Genomic DNA, 16,356 nt, shown 5'->3' on the forward strand with positions numbered 1-16,356 from the left:
GGGAGGGCTGGGGTGGGGGTCTCTCCGCGACGGGACATCCCCCCAGAGGAAAGAACCCTCACCCGCCGCGCGCGGGACGCTTCGCATCGCCCGGGGCGCGTCGGCCTCTCCCGCAGGCGGGAGAGGCCGGAGCCCGCGGCTGCCACTTCAAGCCCAAACACAAAACGACCCGGAGGGGGGCATCCCGTCCGGGTCGTAGAGGTCCTTGGGAGGTTTAAGCAAAACCGTATGTGAGCTTTATAGGAGGGAAATTTTTCCGCCTGATGTTGTGCTTTGTTTCAATTGTTTCGTCGGCGGTAACACTTCCGTGTCCCGGGAGAGGGGCCAGATCGGCGGCCCTATCCCTTTGAATTCATTTAGCTTAGGCGGCGAAGCGCTCGACGCCGCAGCCCTTAAGCAATTCGGCCAGCTGCTTGCGGGCGTAGAACATCCGCGTCTTCACGGTGCTCTGGGGGATGCCGATGATCTGCCCGACCTCCTCCACCGACTTCTCGTGGTAGTAGACGAGGGTGATGATCTCGCGATGCGCGGGCGACAGCTTCTGCACGCAGGCGCGCAGGATGGCGCTGGTGTCGCTGCGGTCGAGCGAGGTCTCCGGCGTGTCGGAATCGTCGGGGATCTGGCGCACGTCTTCCTGGTCGATGTCCTCGAAGCGGCGCTGGCGCATCGCGGTCAGCGCCTTGAAGCGGGCGATCGAGAGCAGCCAGGTCGAAACCTGCGAGCGGCCTTGGAATTGGCCGGCGGTCCGCCACACGTCCAGGAACACCTGGCTGACGAGGTCTTCCGCCGCGGTGGCGTCACGCACGATGCGCAGGATGAAGCGGTACACCCGCACGCTGTGCCGGCAATAAAGGATGTGCATCGACGTCCGGTTGCCGTCGGCAATGCTTTCGAGAAGCATGTCGTCCGAAGTCGCCTGAGCGGCGATGATGCTCTGGCTGGCCTGGGCGTTGATGGCGATGACGTTCCGCATTGACTTGGCTCCCCGTAGCGCCGCGACCGAGCGGCGTTTCCTTGGACCAAAGTGTTAATGAGCCAACGTTTCGGGACGTCTGCACGAAAAGCGGAAAATGGTTTCGTGCGCCGCCAAATTGTTTCGTCGGAGAAGGGATGACGAAACATTCGGGACGAAAAAGCGTGGAATTTCAATGTACGGAAAATACGGGGGTAGGGTTTTGAGCCGGACGGAGGCGCCACGGAACGAATCTCGGTGACTTGCGTTCGGTCGCGCCAGACCCACTGCCGTCGTCCCGGGGCCGGCACAGGCAGCCGGGACGGTGATCTCGTAGGGTGGGCAAAGGCGCGCGTTTGCGCGCCGTGCCCACGATCTTTCCGATATGGCGACAGACGCGTGGGCACGCTTCGCTTTGCCCACCCTACGGCACCGCGGCTGCCGCCCGCGCGACTTACGCCTTCTCGCCCGCCGGCGAGAACAGATAGCCGCCGCCGCGGATGGTGCGGATCACGGCGGGTTTTGCCGGATCGGGCTCGATCTTGCGGCGGATGCGCATGATGCGGAGATCAACGGCGCGGTCGAAGGCTTCGGCGTCGCGCGCGTTGGCCAATTCCAGCAGGCGCTCGCGCGATAGCACGCGCTTCGGATTGGCCGCGAACACTTTCAGCAATCCGAACTCGGAGGCGGTCAGCGGATGCTCGTTGCCCTCGTCGTCGCGCAAGGCCTGGGCTTCGAGGTCGAGCCACTTTGTCCCGAACCGTACCAGCTGCTCCTTGTCGGATTTCGCCGCCGCCGCATCAGGCGCGGCGGCCTTGGCCGGCCCGCTCCGCCGCAGCACCGAGCGGATGCGCGCCATCAGCTCGCGCAGCTCGCAGGGCTTGGCTACGTAATCGTCGGCGCCGAGCTCGAGCCCCACCACGCGGTCGATCGGGCTCGCGGTTGCCGTCAGCATGATGACGGGCACGTTGATGCGGCTCTTGAGGTCGCGGATGATCGAGAGACCGTCTTCCTCGGGCATGTTGAGGTCGAGCACGACGAGATCAGGCATGCTGCCCTGGATCGCGGCGCGCAAGGACTTGCCGCCGTCGCACAGCGTCACGGTGAAGCCGTGCATCTTGAGATAATCGCCGACCATCTCCCGGGCCGGGGCTTCATCGTCGACGATCATGATGTGCTGGCTTTGGGTCATGGTCTTGAGATCACGGCATTTCGGTCGCGGGGAGGGTGATGGTGAAGGTCGAGCCTTTGCCGGGCCCTTCGCTGTCGGCGGTCACCTCGCCGCCATGCATGTCGACAATACGCTTGACGATGGAGAGCCCAAGCCCCGTCGAGCTCTCGCCTGCGGTCGGCTTGGCCGACAGCCGCTGGAACCGGCCGAACAGGCGGCCGAGATCTTCCGGCGACAGGCCGGCGCCCTCGTCGCTGACGCGGACGACGGTGTCGCTGCCCTCGTGGCTGACGACCACGTCGATCCTGCCGCCGATTGGCGAGTATTTGATGGCGTTGCTGATGAGATTGTCGATGGCTTCGCGGATGCGGTCGGTGTCGCACATGGTGACGATGTTGGCCGGCGCGGCGACGCTGATCGCCTGCTGCTTGTTGACGGCGAGCGGCTGGTTGGCCTCGGCGACCTCCTTGACCAGGGCGGCGACGTCGACCGGCTCGCGGCGGATGGTGATGTCGAAGGCGTCAGCCATCGCATCCGAGATCAGATGGTCGACCATCGTGGTCAGGCGCTTGGTGGCGTCGCGGATGTGGTCGACCTGGGCGACCACGCCGTTTTCCGAGGCGCCGGTCGAGATCAGCTCCTTCAGCATCTCGGTGCGGCCCAGGATGACGCCGAGCGGATTTTTCAGATCGTGCGCGACCGTGCCCAAAATCTCGTTCTTGAAGCCGTTGGCGCGCTGCAGCCGCAGCCATTGCGCGGAGAGGCGGCGGTTGGCCTGCATCAGCGCGCGGGTGCGCTGGGCGACGCGGTCCTCCAGCTGGGTGTTGGCGGCCTGCAGCTGCTGGTAAAGGATGACGTTGTCGAAGGCGATCGAGAGCCTTGAGGAGAAGATCTCGACCAGCGAGCGATCGGTCTCGGACAATTCGCGCTCGGCCTGCAGCAGCACCACCACCTCGCGGCCGGATCCGGTGCGCAAATAGATCACGCTGCGGTGGTCGGCGAATTCGTTCTTGCGGCGCTGGAACGCGGCCTCCACCATCTCGCGCAGCTCGGGGTCGAGCGCCTTCGATGTCGTGGTGCCGATGAAGCGGCTGTAGCAGCCGCTGCCGGCGAGCACCGAGAGCTCGGGGTCGATGCCGCCATTGTCGCGCAAGACCAGTATACCGGCGCAATCGACGTTGAGCAGCGAGGCGAGCTGGGTCAGCACGCCCTCGGCGAGCCGCTGCATCGACTTGAAGTCGTACAGCGTCGAGGCCGCGTCGATGATGATCTCGAGCCCGCGCCTTGTCTGCACCATGCGCTCGAGCTGCTGATAGGAGCGCAGCGCCGCGGTCAGCGAGGTGAACAGCTTGTCGGCGGTCAGCTCGGTCTTGGCCTTGTAGTCGTTGATGTCGTACTGCACGATCACGCGCCGCTCGGGCGCCTGGCCGGGCTGTCCCGTGCGCAGGATGATGCGCACCGTCTCGTTCCGGATCTCGTTGCGGATGAACTCGACCAGCTCGAGGCCGGCGACGTCGGTCTCCATGATGACGTCGAGCAGCACGGCGGCGATGTCGCTGTGCTCGGCCATCAGCTTGCGGCCTTCAGCCGCGGAATAGGCCGACAGGATCTCCAGGCTCTGGCCGTTGAGGCTGTAGTCGGACAGCGCAAAACGGGTGCCGTCATGCACGGCCGGATCGTCGTCGATGACGGCGATCTTCCATTTCCGGGCGTTGGCATCCTCCGACGCGGTACCGGTATCGTCGATCAGGTGGAGGACATCGTCCTGTTCGGCCATTGAGAAGTCCCGTCACTTTCTGTGCTTTGCGCGCCGCCCTTGGCGACCCGCGGCATGATAATGCGAAAAGTGGTGCCTTGTCCCAGCTTGGATTCCAGCATCATGCGCCCGCCGAGCTGCTGGGTGACGAGGTTATAGACGATATGAAGCCCGAGTCCCGTGCCGCCTTCATTGCGCCGGGTGGTAAAGAAAGGGTCAAAGGCCTGGCGCTGCACGTCGGGGGTCATGCCGGCCCCGTCGTCGGTGAAGATAAGCTCGACGTCCTCGGTCCCGCGCGGCCGCGCCTGGATGATGATCGTGCCGGCACGCCCGTCGGCGAAGGCGTGGTTGGCGGCGTTGAGGAAGAGGTTGGTCAGGATCTGGCCATAGGAGCCGGGATAGCCGTCGAGCAGCAGCCCCTCCGGCACGTCGACCTGCAGCGTGATCGGCGAGCGCTTCAGCACCGGGCGCAGGCTGGCGATGATCTGGTCGGTGGCCTCGCTGAGCGAGAACTGCCGCCGCTCGGCATGGGAGCGGTCGACTGCGACCTGCTTGAACGACTGGATCAGCTCGCCGGCGCGCTGCAGATTGGCGACCAGCTGCTGCGAGGCGTCGCGCGAGGACTGCACGAACTCCTCCAGCTGCGAGCGGCGCAGGCCGCCGTCGCCCTTGAGCTGGGCCTCGAAGATCTCGGTGCGCCGGGCAAAGCTCGAGGCAACGGTGAGGCTGATGCCGATCGGGTTGTTGACCTCATGCGCGACGCCGGCGACGAGGCCGCCGAGCGCTGCCAGCCGCTCGGCATCGATCAAATTCTGCTGCGCGGTATTGAGTTCGAGCAGCGCGCTCTCGGCCTTCTCCTTCGACGCGCGCAGCTCGTCCTCGGTCTCGCGCTTCGCGATCGCGTTCTCGCGGAACACCTCCACCGCACGCGCCATGGCCCCGACCTCGTCGCGGGCCTTGGTGCCCTGCACCTCGCGGTCGAGATCGCCGAGCGTGATCGCGCGCATCGCCGCCATGATCTGTTGCAGCGGCAGCCGGATCGACAGCGCGATCATCACGCCGGCGGTGAGGATGATGCCGAGGAAGATCACCGCGATGGAAAGGACGCGGCGAGAAATATCCGCCAGCGTGCGGTCGAAGGTCTCCTGCGCCTTCTGCTCGCGCTTGCGCATCTTGGTGGAGAGGTCGTCGATGGCGCCGATCGCCTCGGCCTGGCTGGCGTCGATGCTGTTGCGGAGCAGCTCGGTGCGGCTGGCAAGCTGCTCGGAGAGCTTTGCAAAGCCCTCGCGCAGCGCGGCGGTGCGGGCCCCGAGCCTTCGCAAGGCCATCTTCTGCAGATCGTTGTCGGCGAGATCGATCATCACGGGGATGGTCTTCTCGATCGTCTCGGTGTTGCGGCGCGCGTCGTCGGCCGCGCCCGCTGACAGCGACAGATAATAGGAATTGGCCGCCACCAGCATCGCGGTGAAGGCCTCGCGGGATTTTCCGAGCGAGGGCCAGATCAGCGCGTCGCGATGGCCGGTGGCGCCTTCGATGATGGAATAGAGGCCGGCCATGTCCCGGGCCGGGCCCTGCACCTGGTCCTCATAGGTCTTGGCGATCGTGGCCTGCACGCTGCGCAGCTCGCCGAAACCGTTGAGGAAGCGGTCGGTGGTGCGCTCCAGCTCCTCGACCGAGCCCGACAGCATCGGGTCCTTCGCGGCGCGGTTGGTCAGCGTGCCCAGCACAGCCTCGCGCAGCAGCAGGATCTCGGCGAACAGGTCGGGGCTCGGCTGGTTGATGTAGCGGTGGATCAGATTGTGCAGGCGTCCGGTCTCGCTTTCGAGCAGCGCCAGGATCCGGTCGGACTCGCGCACCTGGCGGACGTCGCCCCAGGCCGAGCCCAGCACCTGCGCGCCGTTCCAGATCATCCCCACCAGCACCACCACCACGGCGGAGTTCAGCGCGGCGATCGACAGGATGCGCCAGCGGATCGGCACCGCGCGCAGCACGCCGACCAGGCGTGCGCGCAGCCGTCCGATCGGGCCGGACGGCCGGTCTGGGTGCTCGGTATGTCCAAGTGCAGCCAACGCGGCTCACTCCACCTTGCGAATACGTTCGATCAGCGCGACCGCGGCGGGATCGCGCCCGGCCTTGGCGTAGATCGGGGCCATCGCGTCCTCGAACGGCTTGCGGTCGATCTCCCTGATGATGGTGACGCCGGCCTCCTGGGCCTTGCGCTGCGACTGCTCCTCGAGGTCGCGCCATTTCTCGCGCATGAACCGGCTGGAGCGCTGCGCAGCCTCCCGGAAGATTTTCTGGTCGTCCGGCGACAGGCTCTGCCAGGCCTTCAGCGAGATCACCAGCACTTCGGGGCTCATCGTATGCTCGGTGAGCGTATAATGCCCGGCATGCGTGTAATGATCCGTCGTCACGAAAGATGGCCAATTGTTTTCGGCGCCGTCGATCAGATGGTTGGCGAGCCCGGTGAGCACCTGCCCATAGGGCATCTCGACCGGCTCGGCGCCGAGCGAGCGGATCATCTGGCTCATCAACTCCGACTGCTGCACCCGGATCCGCAATCCCTTGAGATCCGCGATGGTCTTCACCGGGCGGGCGCCGTTGTAGATCGACCGCGCCCCGGAATCGTAGAAGGCGAGCCCGACGAAGCCATAGGGCTCGAAGCTGTTCAGAATCTCGCCGCCGATCGGGCCGTCCAGCACCTTCTGCATGTGCTCGATGGACCGGAACAGGAACGGCATGGCGAGCACGTTCATCGCCGGAACGAAGTTGCCGATCAGCGCGACATTGGTCCGGTTCAGGTCGATCGCGCCGGCCCGGGTCTGCTCGATGGTCTCCTTTTCCTCGCCGAGCTGGCGGGAATGGAACACCTTGATCTCGTGGCGGCCGCCGCTGCGCTCGGCGATCAGCGCGCCCATGTAGCGCAGCGCCTGGACGGTCGGGTAATCCTCGGTCTGGGTATCGGCGGCGCGAAATTCGCGTGCGACGGCACCCGTCGCACAGACGGCAAGCAGAAGCGCGACGACGATCACTCCGGTCCGCGAGAGTTCGGCACGGCTCAACACTGGCACACTCAACCCCTCAGTGGTGGAGTCTATGGCGGAGGCAAAAGGTTCAATGCAATCTAGCAGATGGTCGGGGGAAGGCCATCCCGCCCGGCGCGGCCGTGTAATTGTGCGGCGCGGCCGGCGCTCATTCCCGGTTGAAACCGCAAATGCCGCGCCTTAAGCAGAGCAGCCGCCTTTGTCGCGCGGCATGGGAAGCGCCATCGTGAGTCCAGCATTGCGCCTTTTGCAGCTCGTCGCCGCCTTGGCGGCTCTCTCATTGGCCGCGCCCGCGCGCGCCGCCACCGACATCGCGTGGTGGCACGCCATGTCCGGCGAGCTTGGGCGGCAATTGGAAAAGCTCGCCTCGGACTTCAACGCCTCGCAGTCCGATTACCGCATCGTGCCCGCTTACAAGGGCAACTACACCGAGACGGTGACGGCGGCGATCTTCGCCTTCCGCTCGCGCAGCCAGCCCGCGATCGTCCAGGTCAACGAGGTCGCCACCGCCACCATGACGGCCGCCAAGGGCGCGATCTATCCGGTGTTCAGCCTGATGCGGGACCAGGGCGAGCCGTTCTCGCTCAATGACTACTTGCCCGCCGTCTCCGGCTACTACACCGATGCGGCCGGCAACCTGCTGTCGTTCCCGTTCAACTCCTCGACGCCGATCCTCTACTACAACAAGACCATGTTCCGCGACGCGGGCCTCGATCCGGAGACGCCGCCGAAGACCTGGCCGGAATTGGGGGCCGCTGCAAAGCGCCTGCGCGACCGCGGCGCTGCTTGCGGCTTCACCACATCATGGCCGTCCTGGATCCATGTCGAGAATTTTTCCGCCTTCCACAATCTGCCGCTGGCGACGCGCGGGAACGGCTTTGCCGGGCTCGATGCCGAGCTGACCATCAACAATCCGGTCGTGGTCAAACACATCGCCCAGCTCGCCGAATGGCAAAAGACAAAACTGTTCGACTATGGCGGCCGCGGCCAAGCGGCCGAGCCGCGCTTCCAGAGCGGCGAATGCGGCATCTTCATCGGCTCCTCGGCGACGCGCGCCGACATCAAGGCGAATTCGAAATTCGAGATCGGCTACGGCATGATGCCGTATTGGCCCGACGTGAAGGGCGCGCCGCAGAACTCGATCATCGGCGGCGCCACGCTCTGGGTGCTGCGCGACCGGCCGCGCGAGGAATACAAGGGCGTGGCGCGGTTCTTCGCCTATCTGTCACAGCCCGGCGTGCAGGCCGCCTGGCATCAGAACACGGGCTATCTGCCGATCACCCGCGCCGCCTCCGAGTTGACGCGCGCGCAGGGCTTTTACGAGCGCAACCCGGGCTCGTCGATCTCGTTCGAGGAGATCACGCTCAACCCGCCGACGGAGAATTCAAAGGGCATCCGGCTCGGCTCCTTCGTCCTGATCCGCGGCGCGATCGAGGACGAGCTGGAGCAGGCCTTTTCCGGCCAGAAGAGCGCGCAATCCGCCCTGGATTCCGCCGTCGAGCGCGGCAACAAGCTGCTGCGCCAGTTCGAGCGCGCCAGCCCGGAACGGTAGTGCATGTTGCGATTGGGCTTCGCTGTGGCCGCGCGGGAGGCGCGCTCCCTCCCCCGCTCGCGGGGGAGGGTTGGGGAGAGGGCTCTCTCCACGCTGGGATTGCCTGACGTCTGCAGAGAGTGTCCCCGCGGGGAGAGAGCCCCCACCCGACGCTTCGCGTCGACCTCCCCCGCAAGCGGGAGAGGTGCACCGTCTCCTCGGCTCGCACTGACGAATCAATCAAGCTCGTAACGATGATGACTAACGCTCCATCGCAAACACTGCCGGCCTTCGCCGACGAGGAAAGCTTCCGCGCCTTTCGCTCCGCGCCCTCGCAATGGCTTCCGATCGCACTCGGCATTGCGCGCAGCCACGGTCTCGATACCAGCGCGCCGCATGTGTTCGCGACCGGCACCAACCTCGTCGTCGGCCTCGGCGAGGGGCCGATCCTCAAAATCTTCCCGCCGATGCTGTACGCACAATTCGTCTCCGAGCGCGGCTCGCTGATGCAGCTCAAAGGCCATCTCGATCTGCCGATCCCCGAGATCGTCGCGGAAGGGATACGCGACGGCTGGCCCTATCTCGTCATCACGCGGCTATCAGGCACGCTCGGCTCGGAGGTGTGGCCGCAGTTGCCGGAAGCGCAGAAGGAACGCCTGCTGCGCCAGATCGGCGAGACCATTGCGAGCGTCCAGCGCGCCCCGCTCGGGCCGCTTGCAGAGATCGAGCCGCGCTGGGACGATTTCATGCGTGCCCAGATGCAGGGCTGCAGGGCGCGGCACACGCGTCTCGGCCTCGCGCCGAAATTTCTTGCCGGCCTCGATGATCTCCTGTGCGATGCGGAAAAGCTCATCCCGCTGGATGCGCCGCCGGTCTTTCTGGTCGGCGAGTACATTCCGGAGAACTTCCTGCTCGCCTGCGATGACGGCCAGTGGTCGCTCAAAGGCCTGTTCGACTTCGGGGACGTGCTGGCGGGATGGCGCGATTACGACCTGCTCGGCCCCGGCGCGTTCATGGCGGCGGGCCGGCCGGGGAGGGTGAAGAGCCTGCTGGAAGGCTTCGGCTATGCGAAGCTCGACTACGCGCTCAAACGCCGGCTGATGGCCCTGATGCTGCTGCACCGCGCCAGCGACCTCAACAGCCACATCTGTATTGCGGGCTGGCAGGAGCAGGCGGACGATCTGGTCGAGCTGCAGGAGCTGATCTGGGCGGGGTGAGCGCGGGCCCCACCTCTCTCCATCATTCCGGGGCGCCGCAGAGCGGCGAGCCCGGAATCCATGGTCCTGCGCGTGCTGCCGCCCCGACGGATTCCGGGCTCGATGCTGCGCATCGTCCCGGAATGCCAGCTGTGCTCATTGGGCGGGCGCGGATCAAGTTAAGCTCATGAAATAGGCAAATCTGTATCTTTGTATGCAATTCCGGGAGATCGAGACGAAGGCCGCGGCGCGCCAAAATCGACATTTCCTAAGCGATGTCAGTTCATTAACTTGATCGTAACTGCTCGTTAAGCTCTGGCACAAACCTTGCGAATCCGGTTCCAACCAAAAACGTTGTGTTGGAGCGATTTCATGAAGCGCCGCGATTTCCTCAAGTCCGTTTCCGGATTGGCCGCCGGAGCGGCGCTTCCGGCGATGCCCCAGATGATCTCCTCAGCCTATGCCGACGCCCGTTCGGAGACGCTGCTGATCGTCTCGGAAGGCGGCCCCAACAATCTCGACATCCACGGCGTCGGCACCAACGTGCCCGGCTATGAGGTGTCCTGGAATTGCTACGACCGCCTGATCAGCCACGCGATGAAGAGCGGCCCGGGCGGCGTGCCCTATTACGACCGCGACAAGTTCAAGGGCGAGCTCGCCGAGGAGTTCAGGATCGACGACATGTCGGTCACCTTCAAGCTGAAGAAGAACGCCAAATTCCACGACGGTGCGCCCGTGACCGCCAGGGACGTGAAATGGTCGCTCGACCGCGCCGTCAGCGTCGGCGGCTTCCCGACCTTCCAGATGAGCGCGGGCTCGCTGACCAAGCCGGAGCAGTTCGTCGTGATCGACGACTACACCGTGCGTGTCGACTTCCTGAAAAAGGACAAGCTCACGATCCCCGACCTCGCCGTGATCGTGCCCTGCATCGTCAACTCCGAGCTGGTGAAGAAGAACGCCAGCGAGAAGGACCCCTGGGGTCTCGAGTTCACAAAACAGCAGACCGCGGGCTCCGGCGCCTACAAGGTGACGAAATGGACCGCGGGCACCGAAGTCATCATGGAGCGCAACGAGGATTGGGTCGGCGGCCCCTTGCCGAAGATCAAGCGCGTGATCTGGCGCATGGTGCCGCAGGCCGGAAACCGCCGCGCGCTGCTTGAGCGCGGTGACGCCGACATCTCCTACGAGCTGCCGAACAAGGACTTTCAGGAGATGAAGGCCAACGGCAAGCTCAACGTGGTGTCGCTGCCGTTCTCCAACGGCATTCAGTATATCGGCATGAACGTCACCAAGCCGCCCTTCGACAATCCGAAGGTGCGCCAGGCCGTGGCCTATGCGCTGCCCTATCAGAAGATCATGGACGCGGTGATGTTCGGCCTCGCCAACCCGATGTTCGGCGCACCTGCGGACAAGGCCACCGAAGTCGCCTGGCCGCAGCCGCACAAATACAACACCGACATGGACAAGGCGAAGGCGCTGCTCACCGAGGCCGGCTACGCAGGCGGCTTCGAGACCACGATCTCGTTCGACCTCAATTTTGCCGGCGTCAACGAGCCGCTCTGCGTGCTGGTGCAGGAGAGCCTTGCGCAGATCGGGATCAAGACCACCATCAACAAGGTGCCCGGCGCCAACTGGCGCACCGAATTGAACAAGAAGGAGATGCCGCTCTTCACCAACGTGTTCTCGGGCTGGCTCGATTACCCCGAATACTTCTTCTACTGGTGCTATCACGGCAACAATTCCGTCTTCAACACCATGAGCTACAAGTCGGCGGAGATGGACAGACTGATCGAAGGCGCCCGCACCGCCGCTGCGGCCGGCGATACCGCGACCTACGACAAGGACGTGAAGGGCTTCGTCGATCTCGCCTACACCGACATCCCGCGCATCCCGCTGTACCAGCCCTTCGTCAACGTCGCGATGCAGAAGAACATCAGCGGTTATCAGTATTGGTTCCACCGGCGGCTGGATTACCGCGCGTTGGTGAAGGGGTGAGGCGTGGGTGAGGTGAGCACGGCTCTCTCTTACCCTCTCCCCTTGTGGGAGAGGGTGGCTCGCCGCGTAGCGGCGAGACGGGTGAGGGGTAGCCACGAACGCCGACCTCGCTTGGGGCTACCCCTCACCCCAACCCTCTCCCACAAGGGGAGAGGGGGCGCAGCGGAGTGCGCGGCGCCATCTCATTCCAACATCAGGAGCACCCCATGCTGACCATGATCGGCAAGCGTCTGATGTTCGCGATTCCCTCGCTGATCGGCGTGGTCATCGTCACCTTCCTGCTGACGCGTGCGTTGCCGGGTGATCCCGCCGCTTATTTCGCCGGCCCCGCCGCGACCAAGGAAGCCGTCGAGCAGATCCGCAAGAAGCTCGGTCTCGACAAGCCGCTGATCGAGCAGTTCTTCCGCTACACCAACGATCTTGCCCACGGCGATTTCGGCAACTCGCTGACGACGGGACAGCCGGTCGCCGCCGAAATCCGCAACCGCCTGCCGGCCTCGGCTGAACTCACGCTGCTCGGCCTCATCGTCTCCGTCGTGATTGCAATTCCGCTCGGCGTCCTCGCGGCGACGCGGCCGGGATCGTGGGTCGATCATTTATGCCGCGTCACGACGACAGCCGGCGTCTCGCTGCCGGTGTTCTTCACTGGCCTCGTGCTGGTCTATGTCTTCTATTTCCGGCTCGGCTGGTCGCCGGCGCCGCTCGGGCGTCTCGACGTGTTCACCAGCGCGCCGCCGACGGTGACGGGCTTCTACCTGATCGACACCCTGATCGCGCGCAATCTCGAAGCGTTCCGCTCGGCGCTGAGCCAGCTCATCCTGCCCGCGACCACGCTTGCGATCTTCTCGCTGGCGCCGATCGCACGCATGACGCGCGCCTCGATGCTGGCGGTGCTGGCATCCGAATTCGTCCGCACCGCGCGCGCCAGCGGCCTGTCGCCGTCGACCGTCATCGTCACCTACGCCTTCCGCAACGCGATGCTACCCGTCATCACCACGCTCAGCATGGTGTTCTCGTTCCTGCTCGGCGCCAACGTGCTGGTCGAAAAAGTGTTCGCCTGGCCGGGCATCGGCTCCTATGCGGTGGAAGCGCTAATCTCGTCGGACTTCGCGCCGGTGCAGGGTTTTGTGCTCACCATGGCGGTCATGTACGTGCTGCTCAACCTCGTGATCGACATCTTGTACGGCGTGATCGATCCGCGCGTGCGGTTGGAAGGGTAGACCGTCATGATCTCGCCCAATACGAGCCACGCGAGCGGTCCGCTCCCTCTCCCGCTTGCGGGGGAGGGCTGGGGAGGGGGGTGTCTCCGCGGGCGAGAGCCCCCAAGAGGAGAGAGCCCTCACCCGCGCCTTTGGCGCGACCTCTCCCGCAAGCGGGAGAAGTGAAGCGCGCTCGCCGCTTGGCCGTTCGTCCCCACGCTCAGAAGCTCCAGGAGTAAAGCCATGAGCTCCGTTGCGCCTGCTGTTGAACCCGTCGGTCCCGCGCGCACCTCCGGCCTCGTCGCGGTGCTCGAACAGACCCGCTATGTCCTCAGCGAAAACAAGGTCACGGGCTTTGCCTTCGCATTGCTGATCCTGATCCTCGCCGCCGCGATCGTCGGCCCTTATCTCGTGCCCTACGATCCGCTCGCCTCCGACACCGCCGCGGCGCTGAAGCCGCCGTCGGCCGCGCACTGGTTCGGCACCGACCAGCTCGGCCGCGACATCTTCAGCCGCGTCATCGTCGCAACACGGCTCGATACCTTCATCGCGGTCGCCTCCGTCGTGCTGGTGTTCCTGATGGGCGGCCTCGCCGGCATCGCCGCGGGCTATTTCGGCGGCTGGACCGACCGCATCGTCGGCCGCATCGCCGACACCATCATGGCCTTTCCGCTGTTCGTGCTGGCCATGGGCATCGTCGCAGCGCTCGGCAACACCGTGCAGAACATCATCCTCGCCACCGCCATCGTGAACTTCCCGCTCTACGCCCGCGTCGCGCGCGCCGAAGCGAACGTGCGCCGCAACGCCGGCTTCGTGCAGGCCGCGCGCCTCTCCGGCAACGGCGAATTCCGCATCGTCCTGGTGCACATCCTGCCCAACATCATGCCGATCATGATCGTGCAGATGTCCTTGACCATGGGCTACGCCATCCTCAACGCCGCGGGCCTGTCCTTCATCGGCCTCGGCGTCCGCCCGCCGACCGCCGAATGGGGCATCATGGTCGCCGAGGGCGCCGGCTTCATGGTGTCAGGCGAATGGTGGATCGCGCTGTTCCCCGGCCTCGCGCTGATGATTGCCGTGTTCTGCTTCAATCTCCTCGGCGACGGCCTGCGCGACATCGTCGACCCCCAGCGGAGGACGTGATGATGGTTGGGGGCAGAGAGAAGATCGTGACGCTTGGGAGTGTGGTTGCCACGGCTCTCTCATCCCCTCCCCCCTTGTGGGGGAGGGGAAGGGAGGGGGGTAGCCACGAACTCCGACTTCGCTTGGAGCCACCCCTCTCCCCAACCCTCCCCCACAAGGGGGGAGGGAGCGAGAGGCCGGTGCCTGCCTCACGCGTAAATCTACGTCAAAAATTCCCCAACGAATCCAACCTCTTTCTACTGTGCATGGGGTTGTTTTCGCGTTTTTTGATCGGCAGGCTCGCATGACCGCCCAGCCGCTGCTCGATGTCCAGGACCTCACCGTCGAATTCACCACCCGCCGCGGCATCGTCAAGGCCGTACAGCACGTCAATATTTCCGTCGCCAAGGGCGAGACGCTCGCCATCGTCGGTGAATCAGGCTCCGGCAAGTCGGTGACGTCCTATGCGGTGATGCGCATCCTCGACCGCGCGGGGCGGATCGCCGAGGGCTCGGTGATGTTCTCCGGCATCGACGTCAAGGCCGCGACCGAAGACCAGATGCGCGATCTGCGCGGCCGCGAAGTCTCGATGATCTTCCAGAACCCGCGCGCGGCGCTGAATCCGATCCGAAAAGTCGGCGACCAGATCGAGGACGTCTTGCGCACCCACGTGCAGCAGGCCCAGGTCAAGGATCACGGCGAGAAGGCGATCGAGGCGCTGGAGCAGGTCAAGATCGCGCGCCCGCGCGAGCGCTACCATGCCTATCCATTCGAGCTGTCGGGCGGCATGTGCCAGCGCGTCGTCATCGCGCTCGCGCTCGCCTGCAATCCGCAGCTCCTGATCGCGGACGAGCCGACCACGGGCCTCGACGTCACCACGCAGAAGGCGGTGATGGATCTGATCGTGGAGCTGACCAAGCGCCGCGCGATGTCGACCATCCTGATCACCCACGATCTCGGCCTCGCCGCCGCCTATTGCGACCGCGTCGTGGTGATGGAGAAGGGCCGCGTGGTCGAGACCGCCAAGGCCGCCGACATTTTTGCGAACCCACAACACCCCTACACCAAGAAGCTGATGCGCGCGACGCCGCGGCTGGGTGTGTCGTTGCGTGATCTGCTGCCGGAAGAGGAGGGTGCTTCCTTCGCCTCTCCCCGCGTGCGGGGAGAGGCCGACGCGCACAGCGCGGCGGGTGAGGGGGACTCTCCCAGCACCGTGATCGCGGAAGCAGCCCCTCACCCCAACCCTCTCCCCGTGAAGGACGGGGAGAGGGAGCAGACCAGCGCAAGTGGCAAACCCCTCCTCCTCGTCGAAAAGCTCGTCAAGGAATACCCGCGCCAGGGTGCCACCGCGACGCTCGGAAAGCTGTTCGGCCGCAAGCCGCCGCTGGAGCCGGACGTGTTCCGCGCCGTCGACGGCATCAGCTTTTCGATCGGCCATGGCGAGAGCGTTGGCCTGGTCGGCGAGTCCGGCTGCGGCAAGTCGACCACGTCGATGATGGTGATGCGGCTTCTGGACCAGACCTCCGGCCTGATCCAGTTCGACGGCGAGGACATCGGCGCTATCCAGCCTGCGTCCTTCGCCCGGCTGCCGCAGCGCAGCCGCATCCAGATGGTGTTCCAGGATCCGACCGACAGCCTCAACCCGCGCTTCACCGCAGCGCGCGCCATCGCCGACCCGATCATGCAATTGGGCGACATCAGGGGCCGCGATGCGCTCCGCGCCCGCTGCGAGGAACTGGCGACCATGGTCGGCCTGCCGCACAACCTGCTGGATCGTTTCCCGCATCAATTGTCCGGCGGCCAGAAGGCCCGCGTCGGCATTGCCCGCGCCGTTGCGCTGCATCCAAAACTGGTCATCCTGGATGAGCCGACGGCGGCGCTGGACGTCTCGGTGCAGGCTGTCGTTCTGAACCTGCTTCAGGATCTCAAGGCGCGGCTAGGTATGAGCTATCTGTTCGTCTCGCATGATTTGAACGTAGTGCGCTTGCTGTGCGATCGTGTCATTGTGATGCGGACCGGTCGAATCGTCGAAGAGGGCTCTTCCGAAAAGGTCCTGAGCGATCCGCAGGACGACTACACCAAGGAGCTGCTGACGGCGATCCCGCATCCGCCGTTGCAGGTACACTAGAGCATGATCCGGAAAAGTGCGCGGCGGTTTTCCGAAAAGATCATGCTCAAATAACAACCTAGAGAGATAGTTTGGGAGCGTGATGGCCGAGCCGCTGGACGACTATATCGACGCCGTATCGAAAGCGCTGGCGCTGCCGGTCGAGGAGGCCTGGAGGCCGGCGGTGCGCGCCAACCTCGAAGTCTCGCTGCGGCTCGCCCGCCTGGTCGACGAATTCGCGTTGCCGGACGAGACCGAGCCGGCACCGATTTTCACGGCGTGA

The 16,356-nt window shown here is 65.1% G+C and carries 12 protein-coding genes; 7 read left to right on the top strand and 5 right to left on the bottom strand.

The genetic code is table 11. The annotated features are described in order from the left end of the window. Window positions 1–361: 361 nt before the first annotated feature. From BM190_RS02305 to BM190_RS02325, 5 genes are all read right to left on the bottom strand, one after another. Window positions 362–973 (bottom strand): sigma-70 family RNA polymerase sigma factor, encoded by a 612-nt coding sequence (locus tag BM190_RS02305; RefSeq protein WP_018316842.1) that lies wholly within the window; start codon window positions 971–973, stop codon window positions 362–364. 433 nt (window positions 974–1,406) lie between these two features. Further along, window positions 1,407–2,144 (bottom strand): response regulator, encoded by a 738-nt coding sequence (locus BM190_RS02310; protein WP_018316843.1) that lies wholly within the window; start codon window positions 2,142–2,144, stop codon window positions 1,407–1,409. Window positions 2,145–2,154: 10 nt separating this feature from the next. After that, entirely contained in the window at window positions 2,155–3,900 is a 1,746-nt protein-coding gene (locus BM190_RS02315; RefSeq protein WP_092251656.1) for an ATP-binding response regulator, read from the bottom strand. After that, complete coding sequence (locus BM190_RS02320) at window positions 3,870–5,948, bottom strand: sensor histidine kinase (RefSeq protein WP_210311080.1); 2,079 nt, start codon at window positions 5,946–5,948, stop codon at window positions 3,870–3,872. Before BM190_RS02320 ends, BM190_RS02315 begins: the two co-directional genes overlap by 31 nt. A gap of 6 nt (window positions 5,949–5,954) precedes the next feature. Next, the gene (locus BM190_RS02325) at window positions 5,955–6,950 is read right to left on the bottom strand and encodes a TRAP transporter substrate-binding protein (protein ID WP_092251963.1); all 996 of its coding nucleotides are present in this window, start codon (window positions 6,948–6,950) and stop codon (window positions 5,955–5,957) included. Between the two features lie 184 nt (window positions 6,951–7,134). Between BM190_RS02325 and ugpB the strand changes: the two genes are divergently transcribed. The 7 genes from ugpB to BM190_RS02360 all read left to right on the top strand — a co-directional run bounded on the left by ugpB (window position 7,135) and on the right by BM190_RS02360 (window position 16,356). Further along, entirely contained in the window at window positions 7,135–8,475 is a 1,341-nt protein-coding gene (ugpB, locus tag BM190_RS02330) for a sn-glycerol-3-phosphate ABC transporter substrate-binding protein UgpB (protein WP_092251965.1), read from the top strand. A gap of 236 nt (window positions 8,476–8,711) precedes the next feature. Further along, entirely contained in the window at window positions 8,712–9,671 is a 960-nt protein-coding gene (locus BM190_RS02335; RefSeq protein ID WP_092251967.1) for an aminoglycoside phosphotransferase family protein, read from the top strand. Window positions 9,672–10,022: 351 nt separating this feature from the next. Beyond that, window positions 10,023–11,645, top strand: a complete 1,623-nt coding sequence (locus tag BM190_RS02340; protein WP_092251657.1) for an ABC transporter substrate-binding protein — start codon at window positions 10,023–10,025, stop codon at window positions 11,643–11,645. Window positions 11,646–11,851: 206 nt separating this feature from the next. Then, window positions 11,852–12,865 (top strand): ABC transporter permease, encoded by a 1,014-nt coding sequence (locus BM190_RS02345; RefSeq protein WP_092251658.1) that lies wholly within the window; start codon window positions 11,852–11,854, stop codon window positions 12,863–12,865. A gap of 222 nt (window positions 12,866–13,087) precedes the next feature. Then, window positions 13,088–13,987: an ABC transporter permease gene (locus BM190_RS02350; RefSeq protein WP_092251659.1), complete on the top strand. Its 900-nt coding sequence runs from the start codon at window positions 13,088–13,090 to the stop codon at window positions 13,985–13,987. Between the two features lie 283 nt (window positions 13,988–14,270). After that, window positions 14,271–16,094, top strand: a complete 1,824-nt coding sequence (locus tag BM190_RS02355) for a dipeptide ABC transporter ATP-binding protein (protein ID WP_092251660.1) — start codon at window positions 14,271–14,273, stop codon at window positions 16,092–16,094. An 82-nt stretch (window positions 16,095–16,176) separates the two neighbouring features. Further along, the gene (locus tag BM190_RS02360; protein WP_018316853.1) at window positions 16,177–16,356 is read left to right on the top strand and encodes a DUF4089 domain-containing protein; all 180 of its coding nucleotides are present in this window, start codon (window positions 16,177–16,179) and stop codon (window positions 16,354–16,356) included.

The sequence above is a fragment of the Bradyrhizobium sp. Rc3b genome (assembly GCF_900114915.1).
Taxonomy (GTDB): Bacteria; Pseudomonadota; Alphaproteobacteria; order Rhizobiales; family Xanthobacteraceae; genus Bradyrhizobium.